The 26774-nt window shown below is 63.8% G+C and carries 27 protein-coding genes; 15 read left to right on the top strand and 12 right to left on the bottom strand.

Annotated elements, in window-relative coordinates; all coding sequences use genetic code 11:
* Positions 1-38: 38 nt before the first annotated feature.
* From C6V82_RS08320 to tmpA, 7 genes are all read right to left on the bottom strand, one after another.
* Positions 39-812 carry a transporter substrate-binding domain-containing protein gene (locus C6V82_RS08320; RefSeq protein ID WP_180978203.1) on the bottom strand — a complete coding sequence of 258 codons (774 nt, stop codon included), beginning with the start codon at positions 810-812 and terminating at the stop codon, positions 39-41.
* A 33-nt stretch (positions 813-845) separates the two neighbouring features.
* Positions 846-1643, bottom strand: coding sequence for an ABC transporter ATP-binding protein (locus tag C6V82_RS08315; RefSeq protein ID WP_102586698.1), 798 nt, complete (start codon positions 1641-1643; stop codon positions 846-848).
* Positions 1640-2851 (bottom strand): pyridoxal phosphate-dependent aminotransferase, encoded by a 1212-nt coding sequence (locus C6V82_RS08310; RefSeq protein WP_102586699.1) that lies wholly within the window; start codon positions 2849-2851, stop codon positions 1640-1642. The genes C6V82_RS08315 and C6V82_RS08310 overlap by 4 nt, the downstream gene beginning before the upstream one ends.
* A 55-nt stretch (positions 2852-2906) precedes the next feature.
* Positions 2907-3848: an ABC transporter substrate-binding protein gene (locus tag C6V82_RS08305; protein ID WP_102586700.1), complete on the bottom strand. Its 942-nt coding sequence runs from the start codon at positions 3846-3848 to the stop codon at positions 2907-2909.
* Positions 3849-3925: 77 nt separating this feature from the next.
* Complete coding sequence (locus tag C6V82_RS08300; protein ID WP_102586701.1) at positions 3926-5524, bottom strand: 5-guanidino-2-oxopentanoate decarboxylase; 1599 nt, start codon at positions 5522-5524, stop codon at positions 3926-3928.
* Positions 5521-6108 carry an HD domain-containing protein gene (locus C6V82_RS08295; RefSeq protein WP_102586702.1) on the bottom strand — a complete coding sequence of 196 codons (588 nt, stop codon included), beginning with the start codon at positions 6106-6108 and terminating at the stop codon, positions 5521-5523. The genes C6V82_RS08300 and C6V82_RS08295 overlap by 4 nt, the downstream gene beginning before the upstream one ends.
* Positions 6105-7223, bottom strand: coding sequence for a 2-trimethylaminoethylphosphonate dioxygenase (gene tmpA, locus C6V82_RS08290; RefSeq protein ID WP_102586703.1), 1119 nt, complete (start codon positions 7221-7223; stop codon positions 6105-6107). The genes C6V82_RS08295 and tmpA overlap by 4 nt, the downstream gene beginning before the upstream one ends.
* A gap of 102 nt (positions 7224-7325) precedes the next feature.
* Between tmpA and C6V82_RS08285 the strand changes: the two genes are divergently transcribed.
* Both C6V82_RS08285 and C6V82_RS08280 read left to right on the top strand, forming a co-directional pair.
* Positions 7326-8363: a GlxA family transcriptional regulator gene (locus C6V82_RS08285; protein ID WP_102586704.1), complete on the top strand. Its 1038-nt coding sequence runs from the start codon at positions 7326-7328 to the stop codon at positions 8361-8363.
* An 84-nt stretch (positions 8364-8447) separates the two neighbouring features.
* Positions 8448-9419, top strand: coding sequence for a GlxA family transcriptional regulator (locus C6V82_RS08280; RefSeq protein WP_102586705.1), 972 nt, complete (start codon positions 8448-8450; stop codon positions 9417-9419).
* Positions 9420-9472: 53 nt separating this feature from the next.
* On the opposite strand, the gene C6V82_RS08275 is transcribed toward C6V82_RS08280, so the two are convergent.
* Genes C6V82_RS08275 through C6V82_RS08265 form a run of 3 tightly spaced genes read right to left on the bottom strand, consistent with a single transcriptional unit; the run spans position 9473 to position 11804 of the window.
* The gene (locus tag C6V82_RS08275; protein ID WP_102586706.1) at positions 9473-9931 is read right to left on the bottom strand and encodes a thioesterase family protein; all 459 of its coding nucleotides are present in this window, start codon (positions 9929-9931) and stop codon (positions 9473-9475) included.
* A complete protein-coding gene (locus C6V82_RS08270; RefSeq protein WP_102586707.1) occupies positions 9931-10887 on the bottom strand; it encodes an L-carnitine dehydrogenase in 957 nt (318 codons plus the stop codon). The genes C6V82_RS08275 and C6V82_RS08270 overlap by 1 nt, the downstream gene beginning before the upstream one ends.
* The gene (locus tag C6V82_RS08265) at positions 10884-11804 is read right to left on the bottom strand and encodes a beta-keto acid cleavage family enzyme (RefSeq protein WP_102586708.1); all 921 of its coding nucleotides are present in this window, start codon (positions 11802-11804) and stop codon (positions 10884-10886) included. Before C6V82_RS08265 ends, C6V82_RS08270 begins: the two co-directional genes overlap by 4 nt.
* Before the next feature lie 235 nt (positions 11805-12039).
* Between C6V82_RS08265 and C6V82_RS08260 the strand changes: the two genes are divergently transcribed.
* The 4 genes from C6V82_RS08260 to C6V82_RS08245 all read left to right on the top strand — a co-directional run bounded on the left by C6V82_RS08260 (position 12040) and on the right by C6V82_RS08245 (position 16157).
* Positions 12040-13008 (top strand): GlxA family transcriptional regulator, encoded by a 969-nt coding sequence (locus tag C6V82_RS08260; protein WP_102586709.1) that lies wholly within the window; start codon positions 12040-12042, stop codon positions 13006-13008.
* A 79-nt stretch (positions 13009-13087) separates the two neighbouring features.
* Positions 13088-14311: a TauD/TfdA family dioxygenase gene (locus tag C6V82_RS08255; protein WP_102586710.1), complete on the top strand. Its 1224-nt coding sequence runs from the start codon at positions 13088-13090 to the stop codon at positions 14309-14311.
* Positions 14312-14526: 215 nt separating this feature from the next.
* The gene (locus C6V82_RS08250) at positions 14527-15015 is read left to right on the top strand and encodes a hypothetical protein (RefSeq protein WP_146009658.1); all 489 of its coding nucleotides are present in this window, start codon (positions 14527-14529) and stop codon (positions 15013-15015) included.
* Complete coding sequence (locus C6V82_RS08245; RefSeq protein WP_102586712.1) at positions 15012-16157, top strand: GGDEF domain-containing protein; 1146 nt, start codon at positions 15012-15014, stop codon at positions 16155-16157. The genes C6V82_RS08250 and C6V82_RS08245 overlap by 4 nt, the downstream gene beginning before the upstream one ends.
* A 42-nt stretch (positions 16158-16199) precedes the next feature.
* On the opposite strand, the gene C6V82_RS08240 is transcribed toward C6V82_RS08245, so the two are convergent.
* Both C6V82_RS08240 and C6V82_RS08235 read right to left on the bottom strand, forming a co-directional pair.
* Positions 16200-16685: a tripartite tricarboxylate transporter TctB family protein gene (locus C6V82_RS08240; protein ID WP_180978204.1), complete on the bottom strand. Its 486-nt coding sequence runs from the start codon at positions 16683-16685 to the stop codon at positions 16200-16202.
* A 5-nt stretch (positions 16686-16690) separates the two neighbouring features.
* Positions 16691-18220, bottom strand: coding sequence for a tripartite tricarboxylate transporter permease (locus C6V82_RS08235; protein WP_102586714.1), 1530 nt, complete (start codon positions 18218-18220; stop codon positions 16691-16693).
* Positions 18221-18627: 407 nt separating this feature from the next.
* On the opposite strand from C6V82_RS08235, the gene C6V82_RS08230 reads away from it, so the two are divergent.
* From C6V82_RS08230 to C6V82_RS08190, 9 genes are all read left to right on the top strand, one after another.
* Positions 18628-19587 carry a tripartite tricarboxylate transporter substrate binding protein gene (locus C6V82_RS08230; RefSeq protein ID WP_180978205.1) on the top strand — a complete coding sequence of 320 codons (960 nt, stop codon included), beginning with the start codon at positions 18628-18630 and terminating at the stop codon, positions 19585-19587.
* A 138-nt stretch (positions 19588-19725) separates the two neighbouring features.
* Positions 19726-20439, top strand: a complete 714-nt coding sequence (locus C6V82_RS08225; RefSeq protein WP_102586716.1) for a succinate dehydrogenase/fumarate reductase iron-sulfur subunit — start codon at positions 19726-19728, stop codon at positions 20437-20439.
* The gene (locus C6V82_RS08220) at positions 20436-20771 is read left to right on the top strand and encodes a succinate dehydrogenase (RefSeq protein ID WP_102586717.1); all 336 of its coding nucleotides are present in this window, start codon (positions 20436-20438) and stop codon (positions 20769-20771) included. The genes C6V82_RS08225 and C6V82_RS08220 overlap by 4 nt, the downstream gene beginning before the upstream one ends.
* A complete protein-coding gene (locus tag C6V82_RS08215) occupies positions 20768-21124 on the top strand; it encodes a succinate dehydrogenase, cytochrome b556 subunit (RefSeq protein ID WP_102586718.1) in 357 nt (118 codons plus the stop codon). Before C6V82_RS08220 ends, C6V82_RS08215 begins: the two co-directional genes overlap by 4 nt.
* A 41-nt stretch (positions 21125-21165) precedes the next feature.
* Positions 21166-22041 carry a fumarate hydratase gene (locus C6V82_RS08210; protein WP_102586719.1) on the top strand — a complete coding sequence of 292 codons (876 nt, stop codon included), beginning with the start codon at positions 21166-21168 and terminating at the stop codon, positions 22039-22041.
* Positions 22019-22657 (top strand): FumA C-terminus/TtdB family hydratase beta subunit, encoded by a 639-nt coding sequence (locus C6V82_RS08205; RefSeq protein WP_219724471.1) that lies wholly within the window; start codon positions 22019-22021, stop codon positions 22655-22657. The genes C6V82_RS08210 and C6V82_RS08205 overlap by 23 nt, the downstream gene beginning before the upstream one ends.
* Before the next feature lie 3 nt (positions 22658-22660).
* Positions 22661-24379 (top strand): L-aspartate oxidase, encoded by a 1719-nt coding sequence (locus C6V82_RS08200; protein ID WP_102586721.1) that lies wholly within the window; start codon positions 22661-22663, stop codon positions 24377-24379.
* Between the two features lie 42 nt (positions 24380-24421).
* Entirely contained in the window at positions 24422-25222 is an 801-nt protein-coding gene (locus C6V82_RS08195) for a sulfite exporter TauE/SafE family protein (protein WP_102586722.1), read from the top strand.
* 69 nt (positions 25223-25291) lie between these two features.
* Entirely contained in the window at positions 25292-26626 is a 1335-nt protein-coding gene (locus tag C6V82_RS08190; RefSeq protein WP_180978206.1) for a lyase family protein, read from the top strand.
* Positions 26627-26774 lie beyond the last annotated feature (148 nt).

Genomic DNA, 26774 nt, shown 5'->3' with positions numbered 1-26774 from the left:
CCGGCAGCGTCGGGGTAGCGGTGACTGGCGGTGATGGCTCAGTCGTAGACGCAGACGTCGGTGCCCAGGTACTCCTCGGAAAGGCTGGCGCAGGTGCCGTCTTCGATCACCGCGGCGATGGCCGCGTTGAGGTCTTCCTGCAGGGCGTCGTCCTCCTGGCGCAGGCCGATACCGATGCCCTCGCCGTAGGCCTCGTGTTGCGGGGCGGTGGCCTTGATCTCGAAGCCCTCGGCTTCTTCGCGGTCGAGGAACTGCACCATGGCGATCTCATCGGCCAGGATCACGTCCAGTCGCCCGGCCAGCAGGTCGTTGTTGACCTGCTCCGCTTGATCGTAGAGGCGGATGTCCACGCCGCTGTCGCGCAGTTCGCGGCGTGCATAGGTGGCGTTGGTGGTGGCGCTCTGCACACCCATCACCAGGCCGTCCAGGCCGTCGGGGATGTCGAGTTCCCGCTCGCTGGCCGCCACATAAGCGCCTGGGGTGAAGTAGTAGGGGCGGGTGAAGTCGATGACCCGCTGGCGCTTCTCGGTGATCGACATGGAGTTCATGATCATGTCGATGCGGCCGGCCTTGAGCGAGGGAATGATGCCGCTCCAGCCGGTGGGGGCGATCTCGCACTCGCGCTGCATGGTCGCGCACAGGGCGTGCGCCAGCTCTACCTCGAAGCCGGTCCAGTCACCGCTGGCGGCCTTGTAGGTGAAGGGCGGGTAGGGCTCACCGGAGATACCCACCTGGAGGGGGTCGCTTGCCTGGGCGGCCTGGCCAAGGCCCAGGGCGGTTAACGCGGTGGCAATCATCATCGGGAATTTCATGGACTTCTCCTGTCATTATGGTTGGTGGAGCGTTCAGGCTGCCGGGGCCATGAACTGGCGGCAGCGGGGGTCATCGAAGACGTCTTCCGGGGTGCCCGAGGCGGCGATGCGGCCCTGGTCGAGATAGACCAGCTGGTCGGAGACCTCCCGGGCAAAGTGCATCTCGTGGGTGACCAGCAGCATGGTGCGGCCCTCGTCGGCGAGGCCACGAATGACGCCCAGCACTTCGTTGACCCGTTCCGGGTCCAGCGCCGAGGTGGGTTCGTCGAAGAGCAGCAGCCGTGGCTCCATGGCCAGGGCGCGGGCAATGGCCACCCGTTGCTGCTGCCCTCCGGAGAGGAAGCCGGGATAGGCGTCGCGCCGGTCGGCCATGCCGACTCGTTCCAGGTAGTGCTCGCCCAGGGCGGTGGCCCGCTTGCGGGAGAGCCCCTTGACGCGCATGGGGGCCTCGATGACGTTGCCCAGGACGCTCAGATGAGGCCAGAGGTTGAACTGCTGGAAGACCATGGTGACCTTGGCGCGCAGCCGCTGCAGCTGGCGCCGGTCCAGATCGATGATGTCGCCCTGGGGATTGCGGGTGAAACGAATCGTCTCATCCGCAATCGCCAGCTCGCCCTGATCGGGTCTTTCCAGCAGGTTCATGCAGCGCAGCAGGGTACTTTTGCCGGAGCCGCTGGCGCCGATGATGGAGGTGACGGTGCCTTCGGGAACCTCTAGGGAGACGCCCTTGAGCACCTCCAGATCGCCAAAATGCTTGATCAGATGGTCGGCCTTCACCGCGGGGGCGGTGGTGGTCGGGGAATGGGAAGAAGGTGGTGGCGATGATGTCATAGGCACTGGGCCTCCGAGGCCGGGGTCGGTGACAGTTCGGCGCGAGCGCGTTCCGCGCAGGCCGCCAGGCGGCGGCTGGCAGCGGAGAGGCGCTCGGCCTCCACGGTCAGGCTGAGGCGCACGAAGCCCGCCGCCGAGGGCCCGAAGGCCTCGCCTGAGAGCACCGAGATGCCCTCCTCGTCGAGCAGGCGATCGGCGAAGGCCTGGGAGGAGAGGCCGGTCGCGCGGATATCCACCATCAGGAACATTCCCGCCGGTGGGCGAATCGCCGCGACCGTCGGGCTCTCGGCGAGAGCCTCGCAGACGGCGTCGCGGCGCGCCCGGTATATCTCGCGCATCGCGTCGAGTTCGGCGGGGGGCGCCTCGAGGGCGGCGCAGGCGGCGTCCTGGATGAAGTCCGGGCAGCCGTAGAGCATGCACAACGCCAGATGGGTCAGATGCTGGATCAGCGGCTCGGGACCCACTATCCAGCCGAGGCGCCAGCCGGTCATGGCGTGTGACTTGGAGAGGCTGCTGATCACCACACTGCGCTCGGCCATGCCCGGCAGGGAGGCGGGGCAGATGTGCTCCCCTTCGAAGATCAGCTCGGCGTAGACCTCGTCGGAGATCAGCCAGAGGTCGTGGCGACGGCACAGCTCGGCGATGGCTCCCCAGGCCGCGGCGTCGATCAACTGCCCCGTGGGGTTGTGGGGGCTGTTGAGCAGGATGGCGCGGGTGCGCGGGGTGATGGCGGCTTCCAGGGCCGCTGGCTCCAGGCGGAAGTCCGCCTCGCCGCGCAGCGGCACCTGTACCAGCTCGGCACCGGTGGCGCGCAGCACCGCCTCATAGGTCACATAGCCGGGCTCGGGCACCAGCACCTCGTCACCGGGATCGAGCAGGCACTGCGCGGCGGCGTAGAGTCCGCACTGGGCGCCGGCCATGACGATGACATTCTCCGCATCCACCTCGAGCCCCTGGCGGCGATAGTCGCCTGAGATGGCCTGGCGAAGCGTCAGCTTGCCCTGGACGTCGGGGTAGTGGGTGGCGCCACCGCGCAGGCTTTCGACGGCACTCTCGATAATCGGCGCCGGGGTATCGAAGTCGGGATCGCCCACGGAGAGCACGGTGATGTCGTCGCCGGCGGCCTGGCGTGCCAGGGCGCGATAGTGGATGTCCCAGGCCGCGGCGCCTTCGCCGGCGATCCGCTCGGTCAGTCGTGAATAGCGCATGGGGTTCCTCGCTGTGGTAAGCGCTGGGGCCGGATTCCCTCCGGCCCGGCGGACATCACTGAAGGCTGGCGCGTACCGCTTCCAGGCCCGGCTCGCCATCACGGGTGGTGACGCCTTCGAGGAAGGTGCTCACCCGCTCGGGGTTGGCCTGGAGCCAGTCGCGGGCGACGGTCTCCAGGTCACCCTCCTCGAGGCCGTAGTCGCGGATGAACTCGCTCTGCTCGTCCGCAGTCAGCTCGAACTGGTCCAGCAGGCGCACCATGTTGGGGTTGGCCGCATGGTAGTCGCGGGCGACGATGGTGCGCACATCGCTTTTGCCGTTGTTCTCGCCGAACACCCCTTCCGGGTCATCGAGGATCGCCATGTCATACGCCGGCGCCATCCAGTGAGGCGTCCAGCCGTAGAACAGGATCCAGCGTTCCTCGCGCTGGGCCGCGTCCACCTCGGCCAGCATGCCCGGCGTGGAGGACTCACGGAGATCCCAGCTGCCGAGCCCATAGGTATCACCCTCGACGGCGCCGTGGAGGTGGTCGCTCACGGTGGAGCCGCTCTCGATGGAGTAGATTTCACCACCGAAGCGCTCACGCACCTCCGGGTCAGCCAACTGCTCGGCATGGGTGATGCCGGCCTCGTGCACATAGCCCGGCACCGCAAAGCCCATGCGCGCGCCAGTCACGTTGTTGCCCAGGTCGACGATGCCGCCGGCCTCCATGGCGGCGTCGAAGCTTTGCTGCTGGGAAGGCAGCCAGCCGGCCAGGAAGACGTCGCTTTCACCGCTCTGCAGGGTCTGGTACCCCACCGTCGAGCTGATCTCCAGGGCCTCTACCTGGTAGCCCAGCGGTTCGGCCAGTTGGGCCATAATCTCGGACTTGACGGTGACCCCCGGCCAGGGCGGCACCACCAGGCGCAGTTCGTCGCTGGCGTCCTGTGACGCCTGGGCGCCGAGCGGCAGCAGACCGGAAAGGGCCAGGGTGGTCAGGAGGGCGGGTCTACGCATGTCGGAAATCCTCGATGGCGGGTAGTGGGTTGTGGTCTTTGGATGCTGGTCACGGATTGGGGCACAAGGCATGGCAGTCATCGCATGGCCGCCATCCAGGCCTCGGCATCCACCTCGATCAACAGGGGGGAACGCGCCGCATTCAGCTGCCCCAGGGCCTCGCCGAGGGTTGCCGGGCCGTCCACCTTCCGGTAGCGGCAGGCGTAGGCGGCAGCCAGGCCCGCGAAGTCCGGCGCCGTCAGGTCGACGCCGAGCTGCGGCACCTCATGCATGGCCATGTAGCGGCGAATCTCGTCGTAGCCGTGATTGTTCCAGATCACCACGGCCACCGGGTGGTCGAGATCCCTGGCCGTGGCCAGTTCGCCGATCACGAATTGCAGGCCGCCGTCACCGACCAGCGCCACGACTGGCCGCTCCGGGCAGGCAAGCGCGGCGCCCAGGGAGGCGGGCAGGCCATAGCCCAGGGTGCCGTAGCCGGTGGCGGCATTGAACCAGCGGCGTGGCGCGGGCAGCGAGGCGAGAAAATTGCCGGCGTACACCGGCCCGGTGGAATCGCCCACCAGGATCGCCTCGGGCAGCGTTGCCCGGAGCGTGGCATAGAGCGGCGCATAGGGTGCAAGCTCAAGGTCATCGGCCAGTGCCAGCTCGCGGCGTACCTGCGCGGCGCGACCGTCATCACGACGCTCCCCGGGCAGTGCGTCCAGCAAGGCGGTCAGGGTCTCCCCGGCGTCGGCCACCAGGGCCAGGTCGGCGGCGTGGTTGCGCCCCAGTTGCTGGGGATCGATATCCACCCGGATCAGCCGTCCGCCGAGGCGGAAGCCCTCGTCGAACACCAGGTCGTAGTCGGTCTCGCCAAGCTCAGTGCCGATGGCCAGGATGACGTCCGCATCGGCCGCCAGCCGACGCGCGGCGGGCAGGCTGGCGGTGGCGCCCAGATCCTGGGGGTGATCCAGACCCAGCACGCCCTTGGCGTTGATGGTGGTCAGGGTCGGGGCCTGGAGGCGCTCCACCAGCGCGCGAGCAGCGTCGGGGGCGGCGACACAGCCACCGCCCAGCAGCAGCAGGGGGCGCTCGGCGCTGGTCAGCCATTCGGCGGCACGGGCAGTGGCCGCCGGGGCTGGCGCCGGGGGAAACACCTCGATCGGGCGCGGGGAAGACTCGGCCACCGGGGCATCGAACAGGTCGATGGGAATCTCGATGTGCACCGGCCCGGGGCGCGCGCCACGGAAGATCGCGAAGGCGCGGGCCAGGATCTCCGGCAGCGCCGACGGGTCGTGCAGGGTGTGGCTGAAGACGCTGACACCGGCCAGCGTCTGTTGCTGGCTGGGCAGCTCATGCAGGCGCCCCTGACCGCGCCCCAGGGTGTCGCGACGGTTCACGCTCGAGATCACCAGCATCGGCACCGAGTCGGCCAGTGCCTGGCCCATGGCGGTGGCGATGTTGGTCATGCCGGGGCCGGTGATGATAAAGCAGGCCGCCGGCCGGCCGCTGGCCCGGGCATAGCCGTCGGCCATGAAACCGGCGCCCTGCTCGTGGCGCGGAGTGACATGGCGGATCGCGCTGTCGCCCAGCGCACGGTAGAGCTCGATGGTATGCACCCCCGGGATGCCGAAGGCGGTATCCACGCCATAGGCTTCCAGCAGCTGCAGCAGGTGTTGGGCGCAAGTCCGGCTCATCGCAGCGCCTCCTCGGGAAGCGGGTCGGGCAGCCCGCCATGGGGGGTGCGCCCCAGGACCCTTTCCACCATGGGCATGAAATGCTCGAGCGGCAGGGTGTCGTAGTCGGGGTCGAAGCTGGTCTGGTCCCAGTGGTCGCAGAAGCGCACGGTGCGCTCGTAGGCCGGATGGTCGCGGTACTGCTCCCGGACGTGGGGGTCCTGACCGAAGAAGTGGCGGTAATGGTAACCCTGGAAGAGTTCGTGGTGGCGAATCATCCAGGCATTGAGCGGGTCGACGAAGGGCTCGAGAATCGCTGCGGCGATCTCGGCATGGTTGGCCGGGGCCAGTTCGTCGCCGATGTCGTGGAGCAGCGCGCAGACGATCATCTCCTCGTCGGCGCCGTCACGCAGCGCCCGGGTCGCCGTCTGCAGGCTGTGCTCGTAGCGATCCACCGGATAGCCGTGGTGGTCGCCGGCCAGGCGTTGCAGGTGGCCGAGCACCCGTCGCGGGGCGTCGGCGACATAGTCGCGAAAGCGATTGTCGATCAGCGCCCAATCGTCATGCTGGGCCTCGCCGAAGTGGCGGAAGCGAGCTTGATTCATGCGGGCTCTCCATGGGGCTGGGCATTGGCGAGTCGCTGGCGCAGCACGCGGCGGCGGCTGGCGGTGCTGTCGCGGTCGACGTAGCCCTGGCGCAGGTGGCGCACGCCACCGGCGAGCTGAAAGGCGCTGCGGCCGTGCAACAGGCGATAGTTGTCCATGATCAGCATCTGGCCCGGGTCGAGCTTGAGATGCAGGGTCAGTTCTTCACCGGTGATCAGCCGATAGAAGGCCCGGCGGGCGGCATAGAATGCCTCGAGCTGCTCGGCGGGCAGCGCCGGGACCCGCTCGGTGCGGTTGGAGTAACGCACCCGGACTGGCTCGCCGTGGCTGTCCAGCTCGATCAGCGGCCCCTCGCTCTCCAGGTGGGTGTCGCCGTCGCGATAACGGAACCCCGGAGTGATCCGGGTGAGACAGTCGTAGGAAGCCGGGTCCCGCTCGCGCAACAGCCGGGCCGCCATGAAACCATCGGCGAGGGTGCTGTCACCGCCCTCTGCGGCGTTGGTCAGGCAGTGCAGCCAGATATAGCCGGGGATGGGGTCGCGGTAGGGGTTATCCGTGTGCGGCTCCAGGCCGCGCTGGGTCATGGTCAGGTCGTAGGCGTCGGCCACCGACTTGACGTCGGCGATACCGCCCCAGTTGGTGCGCCGCAGCGGACCGATGCGGTCGATCAGCGGCTGCATGCCGTCCGTCTCGATGGGCACCCCGGAGACGATCACGAAGCCGTGGCGATGCAGTGCCTCGAGCATCTCCGACAGCGCCGTGTCCTCTTCCAGCGCGGTGGCGAAGTCCACCTCGGGGCGCGGTGCGCTGGCCGCATCCCAGAGCCTCTGGGGCGGGTCGCTGACCGGGTCGTCGAACAGCGCCGCGAGATCGAAGGTAGTGTGATGCCCGTCACTGAAGCGCATGTTCAACCGGCCATCATGGACCTCGGCGGTCTCGATGCTCAGGTCCAGCGGTAGCTCGGCGGCCTCGATCAGCCGCTGGCCGGTGCGCGGGTCCCGGGTTTCGTCATCCGGGCTGCGTTCGCGCAGCCATAGTGCGGCGAATTCTCGTGTCCGGTCGTGGTGATCGATCACCAGGCGCCGGCGATTGGCCAGGGGGGTGACGTGTGTCATGGCGGCATCTCCACGGACTCTGCTACGGGGTTGCGTTTCACACTACCCCTACCCGCAGAACATGACTTGATTAAATTGGCCGTAGGCTTGATTCTATTGGCCATGACCGACGATGCCAACGCTGCGTGGCCCTACCCGCGCCCTGACTCACCCCCCCTGCTGACCCCGGAGCAGGCCGAACATACCCTCAACGTATGGCTGGTACCCCGCTTCTCCATGCTGACCCTGTTCTGCCTGCTGGAGCCGCTGCGCGTGGCCAATCGCTTTGGCCGCAACCTGTTCGCCTGGCGGCTTCTCTCGGCGGACGGTGAAGCGGTGGTGGCCAGCAACGGCGTCCGCATCGACGTCGACGGCGCGCTGGAGTCGCTGGAGGACATGACGCGCCTGATGGTCGTCTCCTCCTATGAGGCGGAGGCGACGGTGAGCTTCCAGGATCGCGCCGTGCTGCGGCGCATCGCCGCCCACGGCGGTTGGCTGGGCGGCCTGGATACCGCGCCCTTCATCCTGGCCCGGGCCGGGGTGCTGGAGGGGCACCGGGTGGCATTGCACTGGGAGAGCGTGCCGGCCTTTCGTCTCGAGTTCCCGGAGCTGGAGATCAGCCCGGCGCGCTTCGAATTCGATGCCACGCGACTGACCGGCTCGGGCGGCGCGGCGAGCATCGACATGATGCTGGAGTGGATCGAGCAAGCCTATGGACCGGCGCTGGCCGACGCCGTGGGGCGACAGCTGGTTCACGAGCGGGCGCGTGGCGACGGTGGCAGCGATCAACGACACCGTTACCAGGAGCTGCCACGCAGTGTGGTGCGGGCGTTGGCCACCATGGAAGCCAACCTGGCCCAGGCGCTGCCGGTCCCCGAGGTGTGTCGGCTCGCCGGGCAGTCCCAGCGGCAGCTGGCACGACTCTTCCAGCGCCATTTCGGCGAGAGCCCACAGCAATGCTACCTGGGCATGCGCCTCGACCGCGCGCGCCAGCTGCTGGCGGATAGCCGCTGCCAGGTGACCGAGGCGGCCCTGGCCACCGGGTTCACCCAGCCGGCGCACTTCACCCGGGCCTACCGGAGCCGTTTCGGTGAGGCGCCCAGCATCACCGCCGACCGCGGCAGCGGTGCCATCCTCCCTCGTGAAGGGAGTGTGGCATGAGGGGAGCCATGTTGCCCGAGGGTCGACCCCGCCAGGCCACCCCTGGATCTGCGAGGGTGGGCAGGCGAACGGAGGTGGCTGACGTTGCGCCTTGATTATCAAGGGCTGTTGCCTGAAACCGTGGGGTTTCTGTTGCTGCCGCGATTCTCGATGATGGCATTCTTCTCGGCGGTCGAGCCGTTGCGGATCGCCAATCGAATCGCGGCGCGCCCGCTGTTCGACTGGACGTTGATCAGCGAGGATGGCCAGCCGGTCACGGCATCCAACGGCATGACCCTGCTGGCGGATTGCGCCATCGGCGAGGTGCATCACCTACCGTCGCTGGCGGTGTGCAGCGGCTTCGGCCCCGAGCAGGCCTTGAGCCGCCCCCTGATGGCCTGGCTGCATCGACTGGACCAGGCCAACTGCGTGCTGGGGGGAATCGATACGGGGGGCTTCCTGCTGGCCGAGGCGGGGCTTCTGGATGGCGAGCGCGTCACCCTGCACTGGGAAAGCCTGCCGGCCTTTCAGGAGCGTTTCCCGGGCATCGAGACGTCCGACGAGCTATTCGAACTCGGCGAGCGGCGTTTCTCCTGTGCGGGAGGAGCGGCGGCCATGGACATGGCCCTCGAGGTGATCGCGCGTCGCCACGGGTCGCGCCTGGCCATCGATGTGTCGGAACAGCTGGTGCACGAGCGGATGCGTACCCGTAGCGACCAGCAGCGCATGTCGCTGGCCCGGCGGCTGGGCATCCACAATCGACGTCTGGTGGAGGCCATCTCGCTGATGGAGCGGCATCAGGAGGTGGCGCTACCGCTGAGCGAGGTGGCGCGCCGCAGCGGCCTCTCGCCAAGACAGCTGCAGCGACTCTTCGAGCAGACCCTCGGGACGACGCCCCGCGAGTGGTATCTGCACTTGCGGCTGGAGCGCGCCTGGCACCTGCTGCGCGAGTCCGATAGGGAAATCCTCTCGGTGGGGCTGGCGTGCGGCTTCACGTCGGGCTCCAGCTTCTCGCGTGCCTTCAGGACCCGCTACGGCCTGTCTCCCCGGGAAGTGCGCCGCCAGGCCGCCGACTGACGATCCCCGTTGACCGGAAAGGCCGGCGGTTCGAATCCCTGGCTCGCCGGCGCTCAGGCGCGCCGAATGCCGATACGCCGTCCGGCGAGCGGCGGCCAGTCTCCGGACGGCGCGTCGGGCAGGGCGGCAACGGCCTCGGCGACCGGCTCGGGAAAGGCCTCGGGCCTGCCACTGCCCTGATTCATGCCCATCAACATCTGCTCGCTGGTGGCCAGCAGCGTGCCCTCGGCATCGTGCATCTCGAAGAACACGTGCAGGCGCTTGGCATCACGGTCGAGGAGTGTCGCCTCGACCGCCAGCGGTTGGCCTTCGTGGGCCTCGCGCCGGTAGCAGAGGTGGGTCTCCAGCGTGTAGAGCGTGTAGTGGTGGCGGCGCCGGCCGGCCTCGTCGAGGCCGATGGCGTCCATCAGCGCCTCCACGGCCAGGGAGAAGACCCTGGCGTACTCGGCATCGTTCATGTGGCCGTTGTAATCGACCCAGCCGGGCGCCACCCGGGTTTCCAGTAACGGCATCAGATGCGCCCCTCCAGGCCTTCGGCTTCGGGCCAGTATTTCTGCACCAGGTCGAGCATCTCCACCAGGAAGTCGTCGCGACGGCGGTCCAGCTCGGCGACCGAGCGCCCCGCAGCCTGATGCTCGCAGCCCTCCACCACCTTGTCGATCAGCTCATTGGTGAGCTCCGGTGCCTCGAGCTTCGTCCAGGGAAGTTTCAGCGCCGGGCCGAACTGCTCCAGCATGTGGCGCATGCCGGCATCGCCGCCCGCCAGATGGAAGGTCAGGAAGGTGCCCATCAGCGACCAGCGCAGCCCACAGCCGTAGATCACCGCGGCATCGATCTCCTCGGTGGTGGCCACGCCGTCGTTGACCAGATGCAAGGCTTCCCGCCACAGGGCTTCCATGAGGCGGTCGGCGATATGTCCCTCGATCTCCCGGCGCACCACCAGCGGGCGCATGGCCAGCTCCCGGTAGCGTGCCTGGGCCTGCTCGATCTGGCCGGGCTGGGTGACCTCGCCCCCTACCAGCTCCACCAGCGGCAGCAGATAGACCGGGTTGAAGGGGTGGGCAACGATCACCCGTCCAGGCGCGTTCGTGCATGCCTGCTGCAGGTCGCTCGGCTTGAAGCCGGAGGTCGAGGAGCCGATGATCGCGTCCGGTGCCGCCGCGGCGTCGATGGCGGCGAGGATCTCGCGCTTGAGCGCGAGGCGCTCGGGCACGTTCTCCTGGATCAGGCCGGCACCGGCCACCGCTGCCTCGAGGCTTTCGACAAAGGTCAGCCGCGCAGGGTCGGCGCCCTCGGCGAGCCCCCGCCTTTGGAGAGACGGCCAAGCGTTATCGACGAAGGCGCGGGTGCGTGCTTTGGCTGCCGGGTCCGGGTCGAAGGCGACCACGTCCCAGCCGTTGGCCAGTGCCCGGGCGATCCAGCCGTTGCCGATGACGCCGGTACCGATGACGGAGAGTTGGTGGCTCATGCCTCACCTCCCGCGGCGTTGGTAGCGATCTGGCCGGTGTCAGGGTCACGCAGCGACAGGTGCGCGCGGGTCTCGGCCGGGGTCATGACGCGTCCACCGAGGTTCTCGATGAGGGTACCGGCCTTCTCGACCAGTTGGGCGTTGGTCGCCATCACGCCCTTCTTCAGGTAGAGGTTGTCCTCCAGGCCGACCCGGGCGTGGCCGCCCAGCAGCATCGCCTGGGCGACCATGGGCATCTGGTGACGACCGATGCCGAAGGCCGCCCAGTTGGCGCCCGCCGGCAGCTTGTTGCGCATGGCCAGCATGGTCTCGGGGTCGGCCTCGGCCCCCCAGGGGATGCCCAGGCAGAGCTGGTAGAGGGGGGTGCCGTCGAGCAGGCCTTCCTGCTGCAGCTGGCGGGCGAACCAGACGTGGCCCAGGTCGAAGCACTCGAGTTCGGGCTTGACCCCGGCGGCCTGCACCAGGCGGGCGTGCTCGCGCAGCCAGTCGGCGGGATTGACGTAGACCATGTCGCCGAAGTTGAGGCTCCCGCAATCCAGGGTGCACAGCTCCGGCAAGAGCTCGCCGACCGGCGCGTGGCGTTCCGCCGGAGTCTGGATATCGGTGCCCGGGCCGCCGCGGGTCGGGTCCTCGGCGTCGGGGATCCAGTCGCCGCCGCCACCGGCGGTGATGTTCATGACGATGTCGGTATCCGCGTCGCGGACCCGCTCCATCACCTCGCGGAAGTGCTCGGTGGAGTGGCTGATGCCGCCGGTCTCGGGGTCGCGCACGTGGATGTGGGCAACGCTGGCGCCGGCCTTGGCCGCGGCGATGCAGTCATCGGCGATCTGCCGGGGCGTGACCGGTACGTTGGGGTTCTTGCCGGCGGTATCGCCGGCGCCAGTGACGGCACAGGTCAGGATCACATTGCGGTTCACGGTCGGTCTCCTGGGGTACGGTATCGTGTACAGACGTCCCGCGGTGCGCATGACCGGTGGGACGAGGACTGAGTACCCACAGTGTGGTGCCATACCGGCGCGAGATTTTGACTCTAAACGACGACATATAAACTTGATACGACAATTAGGGGGCGGGCGGTGACTTGGCCCATGGTGCCGCCACCTTGCCACGAGGCGCCCCCTGGGCCGGCGCGTGGTGTATCCTGCCCGGATCATGAGACTCCAGCCCCCTGATACCGCACCTGAACGCATCGGCTTCCTGTTGCTGCCGCGCTTCGCCATGGTGGCGTTCTTCTCGGCCATCGAGCCGCTGCGCATCGCCAACCGCATCGGCGGCCAGACGCTGTTCGAGTGGGACCTGATCAGCCGCGACGGCAAGCCGGTCGTGGCCTCTAACGGCATGACCCTGGCCGCCGGCTACGCCCTGCATGAGATGCCCCACGTGCCGAGCCTGGCGGTCTGCGCCAGCTTCGAGCCTGACAGCAGCATCGATGGCGAACTGGTCGGCTGGCTGCAGGCCCGCGCCGCCGATGGCTGTGTGCTCGGTGGCATGGATACCGGCTGCTATGCGTTGGCCGCCGCCGGTCTGCTCGATGACCGGACGGTGACCCTGCACTGGGAGTGTCTCCCCGATTTCCGCGCCCGCTTTCCCAGGGTCGATGCCGTGGAATCGGTCTATGAGGTCACCGCCGAGGGGTTTTCCTGCGCCGGCGGCAGCGCGGCCATCGACATGAGCCTCGATCTGATCCGGCGTCGGCATGGCGACGACCTGGCCGCCCAGGTGCGCGACCAGCTGATCCATGATGAGGGTCGCCGGCCGTCCAGCCGCCAGCGCGAACGCTTGCTTCCCCAGGAGCCACTGCTGCTGCACGCCATCGCCCTGATGGAGGCCAACCTGGAGTCGCCGCTGGGCATTCGCGAGCTGGCGGACGAACTCGGCATCTCCTGGCGCCGCCTGGAGCGCCTGTTCGCTCGCCACCTGCAGCTCTCACCTCAGCAGGCCTACCTGGCCCGGCGCCTGGACCATGCCCACCGGCTACTGCGCGAGACGCCGCACGGGGTCATGGAGATCGCCCTGGCCTGTGGTTTCGCCTCGGCCTCCAGCTTCACCCGTGCCTTCCGGCGCCGCCATGGCCTCACCCCCAGCCGGCTGCGCCGGCAGGCACTGTCGAATCGTGCATAGTCAGCGTCGAATCCCGCCGCGATTCACGACCGCTGCACTGGCACCCTAGGCGGTGACACAAAACGCCAAGGAGGCCACGATGACCACACAACTCCCCCTGACGCCCGACTACGACGCCTGGCCCGTCGAGGCCGAGCTCGAGCGGGTATCCTTTACGCCGCGCCTGGTGACGGTGCGCTGGAGCGACGGCCGCGAAAGCCGCTATCACAGCATCTGGCTGCGCGAGAACGCCGCCGACGAGACCACCGTGAACCCGGCCACCCGCGAGCGAATCCTCGACCTCTCCAGCCTGCCCGGCTGGCCGGAGATCGAAGGCGCCGAGATCGACGCCGCCGGCGCGCTGTGGGTGACCTTCGCCCCGGAGGATCGCCGCCTGCGCTTCCACCCCGGCTGGTTGCGCGCTCATGACTACGACAACGCCGGGGATCCCGAGGCGCCGCTGGTGCCGGTGACGCTCTGGCACGGTGGCCCCGGCGAATGCCCCGACAGCCTCGATGCCAGCGGCCTGCTGGATACGGAGCCTGCGGGCGAAGCCGAGGAAGCGATCCTCGCCCCGGCCCTGGAGAGTGTGCTGGGCAAGGGCCTCGTGCGTCTGCGAGGCCTGCCCACGGAACCCGGTTCGCTGGAGGCCATCGCCCGGCGTATTGGCCCGGTCCGTCCCACCAACTTCGGCCTGCTGTTCGACGTCAAGGCGAAGCCTGACCCGGACTCCAACGCCTACACCTCCATCGCCCTGCCGCCGCACACCGACCTGCCGACCCGCGAATATCACCCTGGCTTGCAGATGCTGCACTGCCTGGAGAACAGCGTGGAAGGTGGCCAGGCAGTGATGCTTGACGGCTTCGCCGTGGCCGAGGCCCTGCGCCAGCGCGACCCCGACGCCTTCGCCACCCTGACCCGGGTGCGCTGGTGCTACGCCAACACCGCCAGGACCACCGACTACGTCTGGTACTCGCCGATGATTCGCCTCGATGAGCGCGGCGAGCTGCTCGAAGTGCGCATCGCCGACTTCCTGCGCGGCCCGCTGCAGGCCCCCTTCGAGGAGGTCGAGCCAGCCTATGAGGCACTGATGACCCTGCAGCGGATGCTCTGCGAGCCGGACTTCGCCATCCGCTTCACCTACCAGCCCGGCGACCTGGTGATCTTCGACAACCGCCGGCTGCTGCACGCCCGTGACGCCTTCGAAGGCACCAGCGGCCACCGCTGGCTGCAGGGCTGCTACATGGAGCGTGACGAGATCCGCTCGAGGTATCGCATGGTGCAGCGCGCCAGGCGTCGCCGGCGACTTACCACCACGGTTTGATACCTCCTTCCAGGGCCATCTGCCGGCCTCGCGATCCGGCGCACCGTGGTAAATCGTGGCTAATAATGGTTCCAGCGACGCGAAGGATCGTTCGGCTCTGGAAGGCGCCCAAGATACGCTGAACCCTGGCTTGGCCTGGACGCTGCTCTTTTTCCGGCACGGCGAAGTGCTACATTAGCTCGGTGTTGGTGAAATCCATGGCCGAGGTGGTGACAATGGGAAAAGGGTGGCGGGTGATGCTGGTGAAGTTGGCGGTTTGTCTGTGGCTCTTGCTGGTCGGCGGTCAGGCCCAGGGCCAAAGCTGGCCAGAGAGCATTGCGGTCGAACAGGACGGGCAGACCACCTGGGTGTCGATGGAGGCACTTCGCGAACAGGCCGATGTCAGCTTCCGCTTCCACGATCCCTATCTCGGTCGTCAGGTCGACATTCGCGGCCATGAACTGGACAGCTGGGCGCGAGACACCTTCGGCGACGGTGTCGAGGCGCTGACGCTGACTGCCATGGATGGTTTCACGGTCGAGTTCGACGAGCTACCCGGCACGAATTGGGTTCTGGTGACCCACCATGATGGCAAGGCCATCGGGTTGCGTGACAAGGGCCCGCTACGCCTGGTGGAGCGCGACTACGGAGAGCGTGATATAGAGAACCTGCGTTTGTTCAACGACTGGATCTGGATGATCGAGCGTATCGAGGGGGCGCCGTGATTCGTCGGTTGTGGGAGTCGCGCAGCGGCTGGCTATGGTTGAGCCTCGCCAGTTTCTCCACCCTGGTGCTGCTGGTGATCTTCGAGATGCGGCTGGTGGCGCCAGAGGTCGATCGCTACTTCAGTCAGCACGATAACGTGACCGGTCACCAGTTGGCGACACGCTCACGCGTATTCGTACACGATACGCTGGAGGAGTTGCTGAAGGATGAGCCCTCCCACGAGGCGGCGTCGATGTCACTGGAAATCGCCTATGGCTTTCTGGACATCGAAATCTATCGTGACCGCTATGCGTGCACGGAGAACTCTCTGGCAGTGCTTGAGTCCTGGCAAAGCCGGTTGATGAGTACGCCTTCTCCCCAGGTAGGGCAGGTCACCAAAGCCCTGTTACCGGTCCTTGAGTGTCTGACCGATATCGAAATCGGGCAGCGGGTGCAGCGTAGCGTGACAGTCAATGAGTTCGTCGATGAGGCGCGCAATCATCAGACGCTGCTGTTGATCGGCACACTGATCGTCTACCTGCTGGGGCTGGTCTTCTGGTGGTTCCATGAAAAGCAACGGCGCGCCACCGAGCGGGCCTCCCGTGAGACCCTGGAGTGGATGGCCAAGGCACTGCAGGATCCGCTTACCGGGGTCGGCAACCGCAATGCCCTGCACCAGCAGATTGCCAAGCAGCCTGATGAGATGGTGGGCCTGCTATTGGTCGATATCGATCATTTCAAGCCCTATAACGACTGCTTCGGCCATCCCGAAGGCGACCGCCTGTTGCGTAAGTTGGTGGGATTGATCGAACTTTCCATGGAAGGGGAGGCCAGGCTCTATCGTATGGGCGGTGATGAGTTTGCAGTGCTGGTGAGCTGCCGCTCGCGCGCGATTCTGCGTAAGCGTTGCGCCGATCTGGTCGACGCCGTGCACCGCCAGGCGATCGAGCACCCTGCCTCGCCGATAGGCGCTATCGTGACGCTGAGTGTCGGTGGTGTGTGGTTCCGCCCCGCGGACATGGAATTCGAGGATGCCTATGCCGCCGCCGATGCAGCGCTGTATCGAATCAAGCAGGCGGGGCGTGATGGATGGGAGGTGGCCGATCCTCCGTATGAAATGGCCACTGCGCCTGTGACAGGGCCAAGTAACGTCGATCTTTGATTTTTGTTGGTTCATTGGCCTTCGGGAATGATTCTTTGGCGATCAGAAAAATAGACCCTCCGGAAGCGGCACCAGCAGGACTTCGGAAAAGACGTAGTAGAGGATGAGTATCTCGACCCAGATCATCACCAACCAAAAACCGGCCTTACCCTTGGTCATGTCTACCGCCGCTTCTGGCGACACCTTCTTTTCCACCTTGGCCACGTAGAACGCCATCAGCGTAAAGGCCAGCACACTTCCGACGACAAAGCCCAGCGTATGGACCAACAGGCTCCACGCCAGCAAGGCGATGCAAGCGAGCAGTATGCGTACCTTGCTTCCTTCGGAGAAAATCTCGTCCTTGCGCTTCAGCATCAACCCCTGCACCAGCAGGATGACACTGAAGATGGCGATGCCATACAGGATGGTCTCTGGCCAGGCGGCGCTCGGCCGACGCCAGTTCTCATCCTGGGCGAACCAGAATATCAAGAAGGTAATGGCACCCGTCAGTGCGACCAGGAAGTAGGTGTTCGCTCTCACGACACTCATGGGCATCACTCCTTAACGGCATTCTTGGAATTGGCTTTCTTGGCTTTCTTGGCTTTCACGGCCTTCATCACGAACGGCCCCGCCAAGGTGATGGCCACGATGACCGCCAGCGTCATCGACAGCGGGCTTTGCAAAAGCACCAGGAACGGATAGTCATACGAGCTACCAATCAGCATCGCCTGGGCAAACCCCTGTTCGGCGATTGGCCCCAGGATCAGGCCAAGCGCAATGGTGGCTGGGCTGACGCCGAAGTTGCGCATGATATAGCCGAAAATGCCCACGCCCACCATGATGAACACATCGGTCATGCTGTTGCGCATGGAATAGGCACCAAGAATGGTCATCATGGCAATCGAGGGAATCAGAAAGCCCAGGGGCACCTTGGTGACCGAACGATAGATCAGTCGCCCGAAGATGACGCCAACCGGCAACAATGCCAGAGCCGCCAGGCCCAGCGAGAAGATGAACCCATAGGTGAGGACGCCGCTCTCGGTGAATAGCCGCGTGCCGGGGGTCAGGCCATGCATCATCAAGGCACCGAACAGAACCGCGGCGGGCGGTGAACCGGGTACTCCCAGGGTCAGCAAGGGCACCATGCTGCCTGGAACGGCAGCGTTGTTGCTGGACTCCGAGGCGATCAGGCCATCCATGCTGCCATTGCCGAACTCTTCCGGGTGTTTGGAGGCGCGCTTGGCTTCACTGTAGGCGAGCAATCCCGCCACATTGTTACCCGCGCCCGGAATCAGCCCGATAATCACACCGATGATGGATGATCGAATGATATTGATGGGCTTTAGCAGCACTTCCTTGGCGGTTTTAATGAAGGATGCCGACTTGGATTCGCCATCGAACTTGACCACTCGCTCGGCGGTGGCCATCAGGCGAATGTACTCAGGCACGGCGAACAGTCCGATCAGTGCCACGATCAGTTCCACGCCACCCTGCAGCTGAGGCGTGCCGAACAGAAAGCGGGCCTCACCGCCCACGGGTGAGATGCCGATGGTGCCCATGAGCATGCCGATGGCACCACCCAACAGGCCCTTGATCACCGAGCCTGTCGAGAGCCCTGCAATCAGCGCCAAACCGAGTACGGCGACCCAGAAGTATTCAGGTGGGCCGAATTTCAAGGCGAAAAGGCTCAGCACCGGCGCCAGAAACAGTAGCGCGATGAAGCCGACGACGCCGCCGAAGACAGATGCCACGGTAGCGCCGATGATCGCTCGTTCCGCCTCACCCTTGGCTGCCATCGGGTGGCCATCCAGCATCGTGGCAATGGCCCCAGGGGTGCCCGGGGTATTGATCAATATTGCCGTGAATGCCCCGCCATACATCGAGGCGGTATAGACAGCGCCCAGCATGACGAGACCATCGAGTGGGTCCATGACAAAGGTGAAGGGCACCAGCAGCGCCAGCGCCATGGTGGCGGTGAGCCCCGGGATGGTGCCGATGACCAGACCAATGACCGTGCCGATCACCACCAGGAACAATGTGTTGAAAGTCAGGATCCCGATAAGGCCCTGGAGCATTAAATCCATATGATCACCTGAAGTTGAGCGGGAAATACTTCACGATAAACCGGACCGACATCTCCGCGCCTGTGGGTTCCTTGGCGGCGACCAGGAATCCTGCCTGCGGTCGGTAGGCTGCGGGGCATGACTGACTCGCTGAGCCCCCGAGTCATGTATAGGATATAATACATATGTTAGTCAATCGACAATCGTCGCGGTGGGGTCGCCATCGCCGTCCTGCCGAGCCACTGTCAGGGATGAAGCCATTTGACACACATCTATACTATATCCTATATATGACCTGTCGATTCAGTGAGCCAGCCATGGCCCGCAACGCCCCACGTGCAGCAAAAAAATCGATAACGAGACGCCGTGAGGAGCACCCAATCGACGACAGAATCGGCGTAAATATTACAATGAATCAAGAGGTTGCTATGAAATCTGTCAAGATACGCAAGATTCCTGCAGTTGCCATGGGTGTGACCCTGGCATCACTCCTGTCCTTCGGCGTGAGCAGCGCCTCGGCCGATTTCCCCGAGAAGAATCTCACCTACATCAACCCGTTCAATCCCGGTGGTGAGATCGATATCGTCGCCCGTCTTCAGCAGCCGCTGCTGGAAGAGTACTTCGACCAGGGGGTGACCATTGATTACCGCACCGGTGGAGGTGGCGCCGTGGGTTGGAGTCATCTCAAGGATCAGCCCGCCGACGGCTACACGATGGCTGGCTTCAGCTTGCCGCATATCGTCGCCCAACCGATCGTCCGTGATCCCGGCTATGCAACGGACGACCTCAAGCTGGTATACACCTTCCACTCCACCCCGCAAGTGCTGGTCGTCAGCCAAGATAGCCCATACGAGACGCTTGATGACTTCCTGGCCGCTGCCGAGGAATCCCCGGGTGCGGTGACTGTGGGTGGCACCGGTGAAGCCACCGGTAACCACCTGGCGGCGATTCGCATGATGAATGCCGCCGACATTGAAGTGACCTGGATTCCGTTCCCCGGCACCGGGCCGACCATTCCGGCCTTGCGCGGCGGGCACGTGGGCGCCCTGATGACCAACTCAACCGTGGCCTTCCAGAATCAGGATAGCTTCCGGGCACTCGCTGTCGCCTGGGATGAGCGCCTGCCGTTCCTTGAAGACGTACCGACCTTTCAAGAGCTGGGCTATGACGTGGTCGAGGCGATCTACCGGGGTGTACTGGTACCCGCGGACACGCCGGACGATGTCGTGGCGACCCTGGCGGAAGGATTCGATGATGTGAACCATCAGATCGCTCAGAAGCAGACGGACATCGGGGCCTTCGTACACTACTGGGGCCCGGAAGAAAGTGCCGAGCTGGTTGAGCGTCTGAAGGGAGAGTACGCGGAGATTCTCGCCGAGGACGAATAACGAGCATAGCGCCTCCGCCACGTGATGGCGGAGGCGGCTATCTAGGCATTATTGATCTATCCAATTGTCCATTGCTCCACCAACAATGATGTTATGGAACAAGATGGTTTCGATGATTGGTCCACAAGAGTTGTTGCAATGACCGATTTAAGAGTTTCCGTTTGGCGTGGTGATGAATCGGGTGATCAGGAATATTTTGATGTGCCGCGCAAAGAGAATCAGACGATACTTGATGTGGTGACCTATATTCAGCGGAACCTCGATCCGACGCTTTCCTACCGCTATGCCTGTCGGGTTGGGATGTGTGGTTCCTGCGCAATGAGTGTCAATGGTGTCGCGCGATGGACCTGCCGAACCCATGTCGACAAAGTCTGCGATACCGATGAGCTGGAACTTCGCCCTCTGGATAATTTTCCGGTGGTCAAGGATCTGGTGTGTGACATGCAGACCTTCTTCAACAAGCAGAAGAAGGCGGGAGGTGCCTTTCAAGGCAGCAAGAGCCGCGATGATGGGCTGGCGATCATCAAGCCCGATTCCAAGGGGCGCATGGCGGTTGATAAGGCAATAGAGTGTATCGGTTGCGGTGTCTGTTATGCCTCCTGCGACATCATCAAATGGAATCCCGACTACCTCGGCCCGGCGGCACTGAATCGCGCCTGGACCCTGGTCGAGGATGAACGCGATACCCGGCGGGTCGATCGCCTGCGCGCGGTCAGCGGCGATGCGGGCTGTCACGCTTGTCATACGCAGATGAGCTGTACGCAGCGCTGCCCCAAATTGCTTTCACCCACCCACTCCATCTCCGGCCTCAAGCGCGAAGTCACCCGCGCCGCGCTGAAGGGGGAGATATGAGCCCACAGCACTCGGCGTATCTCTGGTTGGCACAGCGTGTGACGGCACTGGTCTTGGCGGCGTGTGTCATCGTCCACCTCATTACCATGATAATCGCCGTCCAAGGCGGCCTCACTGCCGGGGAGATTTTAGCCAGAACACAGGGCAGTATCGCGTGGTTGCTGTTCTACAGCGTGTTTGTGGTGGCCATTGTCGTGCATGCGCCTATCGGCCTTCGCAACATCGCCAGAGAGCATCTGAGATGGGCCAAGGGGGCGGATATCGCCGCCGTTCTGTTCGGCCTGCTGTTGCTGGTCCTGGGGTTTCGTGCCGTATGGGGGGTGTTTTCATGACACACAGTGCCAATGCCTTGAAAGCCCGCCGCCATGGTGCGTACATCGCCTTCGTTCTGCATCGTGTTTCCGGCTTGCTGCTGTCGGCTTTTCTGCCACTCCACTTTCTGGCCTTGTCCCAGGCCTTGAACGGTGAGGCCGCGCTGGATGCCTTTCTGAACTGGGCGGATAACCCGCTCGTCAAACTCTCGGAAGTGGGCCTGGTGGTGATGCTGTCACTGCATCTCGGTTGTGGGCTCAGGGTGATGGCACTCGAGGCGCTGGGATGGACGGTTTGGCAGAAAAACATGGTGGCGATTGCCTTTGGTGGTAGCGTGGTGGTGGGAACTATTTTCCTTCTTCAAGTGTTCTGAAAACCAACAAGCAAGCGGGTTGGTTTATGGAGGTTGCGGCAATGATCGTTGATTTAAATCAAGTCGAAGAGGTTTCGAAAGAACTCTACATACGTGCCCTGAAAGTGCTTCCTGATGACGTGAAAGCCGGTTTCGACAGGCTCTCCAGGAACGAGACCAATGACCTGGCAAAAAATGTGCTGGGCACCATGGTAAAGAATATCGCCGTGGCCGAGGAAAACAGCAACATGCTGTGCCAGGACACGGGAATCCCGATTTATAATGTTAAGATCGGTCGCAATGTCGAGGTCGATGGTTACGAACTGAAAGATGCCCTGCGTCGCGGATGCGAGCGTGCGACCAAAGAGCACCCTCTGCGCTCTTCAGTGGTTCATGCGCTTACCCGCAAGAATGAACATACCTCATGCGGCCACCTGGTGCCGGTGATCAATATCGATTTCAGCGCGGAGCAGGAGACCCTGGAAATCGAAATGATCCCCAAGGGTAGTGGCTCCGAGAACAATACCTGGCTGAAGATGGCGTTACCCGCTGAGGGGCGTAATGCCATTTACGAGTTCGTCATCGACTCGGTGCTTGCGGCTGGCGCCAAGACCTGCCCGCCGACCATTGTCGGTGTGGGTATTGGTGGAACGGGTGATCTCTGTGTGCACCTGGCCAAGAAAGCGGCGACGCGACCTCTGGGGTCACGCTGCGAGGATCCGGAAGGCGCGGAACTTGAAGAGAAAATGAGTGAAGCGGTGAACAAACTGGGAATCGGGCCTCAGGGCCTGGGGGGTAACGCCACGGCATTCGCCGTGCATGTTGAACTCGCCGCCACCCATATCACCATGAACCCGGTCGCGTTGAACATGCAGTGCCACTCCGCCCGCCGAGCCAAGGCGACCTTCACTCCCGATGGCATCGAAGTGGGGTTCTGATATGACAACACATCATAATGTTGAGACGCCATTAAGCGAAGAGTTCATACGCTCACTGCGTATCGGCGACACCGTTTCCTTGAACGGCACCCTTTTCGGCATTCGCGACGCTACCCAGATCCACATGTTCGACAACGGCCGCACGACGCGTTTCGATCTGTCCGGGCATGCCGTCATTCATACCGCGCCCAATGTGCAAAAGGTCGAGCCATCTGCGGAGTATCCGGCGGGCTATCGGCCCATCTGCGTGGGTACCACCACCAGTGCTCGAATGGAACGTTTCACCCAGCCGCTGATGCAGCAGTACGGTGTGAAGGCGATTATCGGCAAGGGCGGGCTGATGAACGACTCGCTCGCGGCCTTTCAGGAGCAGGGCGGCGTCTACCTTGCCATCGTTGGCGGAGCAGCGGCCCTGGAGACGACCTGGGTCGAGGCGATCGAGGATGTCGACCTCGATGATCTCAACCCGGAGTCGCTGTGGAAATTCCGGGTGAAGGATTTTGGTCCATTGATGGTGGCGATGGATTCCCATGGCGCGAGTCTTTACGAGAATGTTCGCGAAGTCGCCCAGTCGCATCGTGAAGAGGCGCTGCGGGGCCTGACGGCAAAGGGATAAGAGATGCACGAGATCAAGACTGATATTCTCATCTTAGGCAGCGGCGGGGCCGGCCTCTTCGCCGCCGTTCATGCCAAGGCGGCGGCTCCCGAGGCGGATGTCACCATCGCGGTGAAAGGGCTGTTGGGTAAGTCTGGATGCACCCGCATGGTGCAGGGCGGCTATAACGTGGCGATGGCTGAGGGCGATTCGGTCGAGCGTCACTTCATGGATACCATCGAAGGCGGAAAGTGGCTACCCGACCAGGATCTGGCTTGGACGCTGGTCTCGAAAGCCGTCGAACGCATTCAGGAGTTGGAGAACGAGCTTGGCTGCTTCTTCGACAGAAACCCGGATGGCACCATCCACCAGAAGGCGTTTGCCGGGCAGACCTTCGACCGCACCGTTCACAAGGGCGACCTGACCGGTATCGAGATCATCAACCGTCTCGCCGAGCGTGTCTGGGCCAGTGGCGTGAACCGGCTCGAAGAGTATCGCGCCATCGATCTGATCCCCGCCAGCGATGGCTCGGGAATATCGGGCGTGGTGATGATCAATGTGCGCAGTGGCGAATTCGTCTTCGTGCGTGCCAAGGCGGTGCTGCTTGCCACCGGCGGCGGGCCGACCATGTACCGGTACCATACGCCTTCGGGCGACAAGTCCTGCGATGGCATGGCCATGGCGCTCCGCGCCGGTCTCGTGCTGCGTGACATGGAGATGGTGCAGTTTCACCCCACCGGTCTGTTGGCGGGGGAGGATACACGCATGACCGGCACCGTGCTGGAAGAGGGGCTGCGCGGGGCCGGCGGCCACTTGCTCAACGGCGACCACCAGCGCTTCATGTTCAATCATGACGAACGCGGTGAGCGGGCTACCCGGGATATCGTCTCACGAGGCATCTTCGATGAGATGCGAAAGGGACGAGCGACGCCCAACGGCGGTGTCTACATTTCCATGTCGCATCTGGGGGTGGATCAGGTACGCAAGCAGTTCAAGGGCATGGTCGAGCGCTGCGCCGACTGTGGTTTCGACTTGGCTGGCGGCCTAGTGGAGGTCGTGCCCACCGCCCACTACATGATGGGCGGGGTTCGCTTCGCCCCGGACTGCTCCACCTCCCTTCCGGGACTGTTTGCCGCGGGCGAGGATACCGGTGGGGTACACGGTGCCAACCGGCTGGGCGGCAACGGTGTGGCCAACTCAACGGTGTTTGGCGGCATCGCCGGCGATAGCATGGCGGCCTGGCTGAAAACCGGGGTGGAATTTCGCGACCCGGATCAAGCGGCGATCGACGAGGCGGAAAGGCGCTGCCGCTTTCCCCTCGACAATCCCCCGGGCGATCTCTTCGCCGTGCAGAGCGCGCTGCGTGACCTGATGTGGGAGGATGTTGGCATCATCCGCTCCCGCGAGCGCTTGTCGACGGTCGATCAAAGGCTTGATGAGCTCGAAGCCGAGCTGGACGCCATTGGCATCGGCGGTGCTGAGCAGTTGAGTTACAACGTGACCTGGCACGAGTGGCTGAACCTCAAGAATCAACTGCTGGTGAGTCGTGTGATCACTTCCTCGGCGTTGCGGCGTGAAAACTCTCGTGGCGCGCATTTTCGGGAAGACTTTCCCGATAAAGGCGATCTCGAAGCCTCCGCCTTTACCTGTGTGAAGCTGTCGGGTGATAAAGAACTGAATGCCTGGGAGGAGCCGGTCTCGCACAACAGGGTGAAGCCGGGTGAGAGCCTGATCAAGGACTAAGAAATGGCTCCGAATTAATGGTTCAAGGTAAAGACACCAGCCATGCTGGTGTCTTTTGTTTTCTTGATGACACAATGTTCTAGGCGGCCTGGCATGGTTGATCTGACTGGTTATGAGTTTTTCCTGGTATTCCTGGCGTTCTTCCTGGGGGGATTGCTGAAAGGAATCCTTGGCATCGGGCTGCCCCTGATGGTGCTTTCCATCCTCGGGGTGATCTTGAGTCCGACGCTGGTCGTCGCACTGCTGGTGATGCCGATCGTGACAACCAACTTATGGCAGGCGTTTCGGCATGGCTTGCCCGACGACGGTATCCGTAGGCTGCTACCCATGTCCCTGGTCTTCGTGGTGTTTACCGCCCTCGGTGCCATGCTGCTGACCAGTATCGAGGAAGAGCTGCTATTCATCTCATTGGGTGTCATTGTCGTCGGCTTTTCGTTGCTGAATCTGCTGGGATCAACGCTTTCCGTGCCTCCCCGGCATGAAGTATGGGCTGGCCCCTTTACCGGGATGGTGGCCGGCTTGCTGAACGGAATATCGACCGTCAATGGCCCACCCTTGGCCATGTACCTGGTGGGCATCCAGCTTGCCAAGGATGATTTCGTCAAGGCGTATGGCCTGGTCGCGTTGTTTGGTTCTGTGCCGCTCGCCCTCTCATATATCGGTGTCGGTATTTTCGGCTTTCACGAGTTCGTCATTTCTTCCATCGCGCTGGTGCCGGTATTCCTGGGCATGTGGGCAGGCCAGACCGTCAGAAACCATATCGACAAGGAGTTGTTCAGGAAAGTATTGCTCGTCGCGCTGGTCCTGCTGGGGGCCAACTTGATTCGGCGGGGGCTGTTTTAATTTTCAAGTCTTAGTGATTATTCATGCGGGACCTGACATTGCCATTGTTTCGCCAGTGGGGGACGAATTTTGCTGCAGTTGTTCGGAAGCACGTATGGGACTGAATCATTATTTGCCCTGTTTTCTGACAAGGGGTTCGCGTCGGCCTTTCTCGAGTTCGAGCGGGCGCTACTGGACTCACAGGAGGAGCTAAGGCTTGTGCCTTGCGGTGAAGCCGAGAAACTGGCAGCAATCTGTGCGTCCGATCTTGATCTGGCAAGTGCGGGTCAGAGCGCCCTGGACAGCGGCAACCCAGTCTTGGGGCTCGTGGACCAAGTGCATGCACGGGCGCCGTATGCCCATTATGGCGTGACTGCGCATGACGCCTGGGATGTCGCCCATGTGCTGCAATTGCGGGATGCCACGACATTGATCTTCCAGGATGTGCGAGCGGCCGCGGCCTCGCTGGCCGACCTCGTGGAGGCCTTTGCCGAAACACCTATGGTTGGGCGAACCCAGGGACAGGCCGGCGCGCCGACAACGGTGGGCTTCAAGCTGGCCACGTGGCTTGATGAAATGTTCCGGACGGCAGGGCGGTTGGAGCGGGCCGGAAAGGATGCATTCGTCATCACTATTGCCGGTGCGGTGGGAACCGGGTCGTCTTTCGCCGCGATGGGAGGAGACCCGGAACAGGTGGAGCGAGCTGTTGCGAAACGACTTGAGCTGGGAACCACACGCACATCCTGGCATACGGCCAGGGACCGCCTCGTGGAGTTTGCCAGTGCACTCGGGCAGCTCTGTACCCTGGCAGGCAAGGTTGGCCACGAGATTTACAACCTGCAGCGCACCAGCATCGGTGAGCTGGCGGAAGGAGGCGCTTCGGGGAGTTCCTCTGTGCCGCAGAAGGTGAACCCCTGGATAGCTCAGCGTATGCATGGGCTGGCAGTGGTTGGGCGGGGGCTTTCCGCAACAGTCGGTGCAGCCGCCAGTCTACCGGAAGGGGAGCGTGAAATCGGCTCCGCCTATGCAGAATGGCATGGCCTTGCACATCTTTGCCTGATAAGTGGCCGGCTTGCTGCCGATCTGGTCGGAATGATAGCTCGCCTCGAAATTCATGCTGACGTAATGCAATCCAATCTGGACGCACATCCCTCCGTGCTATCGGAAAGCTGCAGCATGATTCTCTGCCAGGTGGTAGGCAAACAGCGCGGCCACGCCATGATGAAGGAGGCCATGGCGCGGCACGCACAGGGGATGCCCTTTCAACAAGCCGTCATCGACGTATTTGAGCAGGTGGGCTTGGAACTTCCAGACGACACCCTGTTTTCGGTAGGAGTGCCGGGGTGGGCGCCGCATCGTGCCCGAGAGGTGGCAGCGGTTACCAGGAAGTGGTTGGAGGAGGGTGTTGCTGCCACGACGATATGACAAGGAAAACGCATGAAAACATTGCTGGAGAACGTCAAGCTGGCGCTGCCGTTGTGTGCCAAGTGCTTTTCGAGTCTCTGATCTTGCATGGATAGGTTTGGCTGGCTCATGGAGAACGTAACGCGCATTAAACGCTACAGGCGCCAGG

It is taken from the genome of Halomonas urumqiensis (genome assembly GCF_003028575.1).
In the GTDB taxonomy this organism is placed as follows: Bacteria; Pseudomonadota; Gammaproteobacteria; order Pseudomonadales; family Halomonadaceae; genus Halomonas; species Halomonas urumqiensis.
The sequence above is the reverse complement of the archived record's forward strand: the minus strand, read 5'-3'. Positions and strand labels throughout refer to the sequence as shown.

Excerpts from the sequence above, each read along its gene's own strand:
- C6V82_RS08240 (WP_180978204.1), bottom strand. The coding sequence starts at position 16,685 with ATGAGTGTCGTGAGAGCGAACACCTACTTCCTGGTCGCACTGACGGGT.
- C6V82_RS08285 (WP_102586704.1), top strand. The coding sequence starts at position 7,326 with ATGACCGACGATGCCAACGCTGCGTGGCCCTACCCGCGCCCTGACTCA.
- C6V82_RS08205 (WP_219724471.1), top strand. The coding sequence starts at position 22,019 with ATGGCATCGAAGTGGGGTTCTGATATGACAACACATCATAATGTTGAG.
- C6V82_RS08260 (WP_102586709.1), top strand. The coding sequence starts at position 12,040 with ATGAGACTCCAGCCCCCTGATACCGCACCTGAACGCATCGGCTTCCTG.
- C6V82_RS08275 (WP_102586706.1), bottom strand. The coding sequence starts at position 9,931 with ATGCCGTTACTGGAAACCCGGGTGGCGCCCGGCTGGGTCGATTACAAC.
- C6V82_RS08225 (WP_102586716.1), top strand. The coding sequence starts at position 19,726 with ATGACCGATTTAAGAGTTTCCGTTTGGCGTGGTGATGAATCGGGTGAT.
- C6V82_RS08250 (WP_146009658.1), top strand. The coding sequence starts at position 14,527 with ATGGGAAAAGGGTGGCGGGTGATGCTGGTGAAGTTGGCGGTTTGTCTG.
- C6V82_RS08210 (WP_102586719.1), top strand. The coding sequence starts at position 21,166 with ATGATCGTTGATTTAAATCAAGTCGAAGAGGTTTCGAAAGAACTCTAC.
- C6V82_RS08305 (WP_102586700.1), bottom strand. The coding sequence starts at position 3,848 with ATGCGTAGACCCGCCCTCCTGACCACCCTGGCCCTTTCCGGTCTGCTG.
- C6V82_RS08200 (WP_102586721.1), top strand. The coding sequence starts at position 22,661 with ATGCACGAGATCAAGACTGATATTCTCATCTTAGGCAGCGGCGGGGCC.
- C6V82_RS08295 (WP_102586702.1), bottom strand. The coding sequence starts at position 6,108 with ATGAATCAAGCTCGCTTCCGCCACTTCGGCGAGGCCCAGCATGACGAT.
- C6V82_RS08215 (WP_102586718.1), top strand. The coding sequence starts at position 20,768 with ATGACACACAGTGCCAATGCCTTGAAAGCCCGCCGCCATGGTGCGTAC.
- tmpA (WP_102586703.1), bottom strand. The coding sequence starts at position 7,223 with ATGACACACGTCACCCCCCTGGCCAATCGCCGGCGCCTGGTGATCGAT.
- C6V82_RS08310 (WP_102586699.1), bottom strand. The coding sequence starts at position 2,851 with ATGCGCTATTCACGACTGACCGAGCGGATCGCCGGCGAAGGCGCCGCG.
- C6V82_RS08320 (WP_180978203.1), bottom strand. The coding sequence starts at position 812 with ATGAAATTCCCGATGATGATTGCCACCGCGTTAACCGCCCTGGGCCTT.
- C6V82_RS08270 (WP_102586707.1), bottom strand. The coding sequence starts at position 10,887 with ATGAGCCACCAACTCTCCGTCATCGGTACCGGCGTCATCGGCAACGGC.
- C6V82_RS08230 (WP_180978205.1), top strand. The coding sequence starts at position 18,628 with ATGAAATCTGTCAAGATACGCAAGATTCCTGCAGTTGCCATGGGTGTG.
- C6V82_RS08235 (WP_102586714.1), bottom strand. The coding sequence starts at position 18,220 with ATGGATTTAATGCTCCAGGGCCTTATCGGGATCCTGACTTTCAACACA.
- C6V82_RS08300 (WP_102586701.1), bottom strand. The coding sequence starts at position 5,524 with ATGAGCCGGACTTGCGCCCAACACCTGCTGCAGCTGCTGGAAGCCTAT.
- C6V82_RS08195 (WP_102586722.1), top strand. The coding sequence starts at position 24,422 with ATGCTGGTGTCTTTTGTTTTCTTGATGACACAATGTTCTAGGCGGCCT.
- C6V82_RS08315 (WP_102586698.1), bottom strand. The coding sequence starts at position 1,643 with ATGACATCATCGCCACCACCTTCTTCCCATTCCCCGACCACCACCGCC.
- C6V82_RS08255 (WP_102586710.1), top strand. The coding sequence starts at position 13,088 with ATGACCACACAACTCCCCCTGACGCCCGACTACGACGCCTGGCCCGTC.
- C6V82_RS08220 (WP_102586717.1), top strand. The coding sequence starts at position 20,436 with ATGAGCCCACAGCACTCGGCGTATCTCTGGTTGGCACAGCGTGTGACG.